General features: G+C 62.2%; 2 protein-coding genes. One reads left to right on the top strand and one right to left on the bottom strand.

Going from position 1 to position 2,553, the window contains the following annotated elements; genetic code table 11:
• Positions 1-376: 376 nt before the first annotated feature.
• Entirely contained in the window at positions 377-2,086 is a 1,710-nt protein-coding gene (locus EN750_RS28800; protein WP_127270074.1) for an APC family permease, read from the top strand.
• Positions 2,087-2,154: 68 nt separating this feature from the next.
• Here the strand turns inward: EN750_RS28800 and EN750_RS28805 are convergent.
• Positions 2,155-2,553: efflux RND transporter permease subunit (locus EN750_RS28805; protein WP_145968003.1), on the bottom strand; the 399-nt coding region annotated here is incomplete at its 5' end.

The raw sequence follows: 2,553 nt of genomic DNA on the forward strand, positions 1-2,553 counted from the left end.
TCCGAAGACAGTGAGGCAGTGCTGGCAGCCTGATAGGAATTTTTTCTTGACCTGCTGAGGGCAGCTATGCTACATATTCGTCCATGGTGCTGATTTGCGCCGGGACCCGCCTCCGGCGGGTTTTTCGTTTCCAGACCCCTGGTCCTTTTCCGAACAATCCTGCCCGCCAGTGTGAAGCTGACATGTTTCGCAAGCGTGATGTGCACGGCGCGACAATTCGCTTGACGTGAAAGCGCGCCGGATCAATCTTCACTCCTAAGAAAAAAATACGACTGAGTGGAAACACCAGCAGTCGATCAATGCATGCGTCGATGGTGAGCCTAGCGAAGCCGCGGCGGTCACGAACGGGGAACATCAAAATGGGGAACAGAGACATATGAGCACGATAACGACTGTCCTGGAGCCGCTTGCCGAAGGCAAGTTGCACCGAAATATCGACTGGCGCGGCGCCTTCTGGGTGGCGAGCGGCGTGCCTGCCCTCGTCCTGTTCTCGATCGGCGGCATTGCCGGCACGACCGGCACGCTGGCCTTCGCGATCTGGATCTTCTCCATGATCATGGGCTTCCTGCAATCCTTCACCTATGCCGAAATCGCCGGCCTGTTTCCGAACAAGTCGGGCGGCGCGTCGATCTACGGCGCCACCGCTTGGCTGCGCTATTCCAAGTTCATCGCGCCGCTGTCGGTCTGGTGCAACTGGTTCGCCTGGTCGCCGGTGCTGTCGCTCGGCTGCTCGATCGCCGCAGCTTATATCCTCAACGCGTTGGCGCCGGTGCCGCTGTTCACCGATGCCTCGCCCGAAGTCGTCGCCTATATCGCGGCGCATGCCGGGACGAGTGCCGCCGACGCCATCACGGCGGTGACCACCGCGGCAACGCCGGTGATCCGCAACTGGACGCTCTACAGCCACACGCTGGGGCCGGTCTCGTTCACCCTCAACGCGACCTTCTTCATCGGCGCGGTGCTGATGCTGATCATCTTCGCCATCCAGCATCGCGGCATCCTCGGCACTGCCAATGTGCAGAAATATATCGGCCTGCTGGTCATCATCCCGATGCTGATCGTCGGCGTCGTGCCGATCGTCACCGGCCAGATCAACTGGGCGAATTTTTCGCCGCTGGTGCCGCTGGCGGCCGCCTATGCGCCCGAGCCCGGCGCCTGGAACATTGCCGGCTGGACGCTGGTGCTTGGCGGCATGTTCATCGCCGCCTGGTCGACCTACGGTTTCGAGACCGCCGTCTGCTACACCTCGGAGTTCAAGAACCCGGGCACCGACACGTTCAAGGCCATCTTCTATTCCGGCCTTTTGTGCATGCTGCTGTTCATCCTGGTGCCGTTCACCTTCCAGGGCGTGCTTGGCCTCAACGGCATGCTGGCGACACCGATCGTCGACGGCTCCGGTGTCGCCGACGCGCTGGCCGGCATGGTCGGCGGCGGGGCGCTGATCCACAGCCTCTTGGTGATGCTGATGATCCTGGCTCTGGTTCTGTGCATCATGACGGCCATGGCCGGCTCTTCACGCACGCTCTACCAGGGCTCGGTCGATGGCTGGCTGCCGCGCTATCTCAGCCATGTCAACGAACATGGCGCGCCGACGCGGGCAATGTGGACCGATCTCGTCTTCAACCTGATCGTGCTGGCCATCGCCTCTGCCGACGCGACGAGCTTCTTCTTCATCCTCGCCGTGTCGAACTGCGGCTATATCATCTTCAACTTCCTCAACCTCAATGCCGGCTGGATCCACCGCATCGACAACGGCCATATCGCCAGGCCTTGGAAAGCACCGAGCTGGTTGCTCGGCGTCGGCGCGATCTTCGCCTATGTCAACATGATCTTCATGGGCGCGGGCGCCAAAGTTTGGAATCCGATGGCGCTGTGGGCCGGCCTGATCACGGCAGCCCTGATCATCCCGGTGTTCTGCTTCCGCCATTACATCCAGGACAAGGGCAAGTTCCCCGACCACATGCTGGCCGATCTCGGCATGACGGGGGCCGACCTGTCGGTCAAAAAGGCGGGCATACTGCCCTATCTGACCCTGGTCGCCGGCGTGGTGGTGATGCTGCTCGCCAACTGGTTCTTCGTCATCTGACCTCGTAAAAGTGAAAAGGATCGGGCGCGCTTCGGCGCGCCCGATCCTTTTCGACTGGCGTGATCGATCTATTCGGCGGCCAGCGCCAGCTGGGGCTTTTCGGTTTCCTGGCTCAGTTCCAGATCGTCGGTCCGCCCCTCCGCCCCGCGCTTCTTCGGCTCCCGGCCGAAGAACAGGGCGTACCCGGCAGGCAGGACCAGGATGGTCAGCACCGTGGCAACGAGGATGCCGCCCATCATGGCGTAGGCGAGCGGACCCCAGAAGACGCCGCGCGAGATCGGGATCAGCGCCAGCACCGCCGTCAGCGCCGTCAGCGTGATCGGCCGGAAACGGCGAACGGCCGAACCGATGATCGCCTCGTAGCGGTCCATGCCCGCGGCGATGTCCTGGTCGATCTGGTCGACCAGGATGATCGAGTTGCGCATGATGATGCCGAGCAGCGCGATGACGCCGAGAATGGCGACAAA

The organism is Mesorhizobium sp. M7A.F.Ca.ET.027.03.2.1, from assembly GCF_003999175.1.
Lineage (GTDB): Bacteria > Pseudomonadota > Alphaproteobacteria > Rhizobiales > Rhizobiaceae > Mesorhizobium.

Excerpts from the sequence above, each read along its gene's own strand:
- EN750_RS28800 (WP_127270074.1), top strand. The coding sequence starts at position 377 with ATGAGCACGATAACGACTGTCCTGGAGCCGCTTGCCGAAGGCAAGTTG.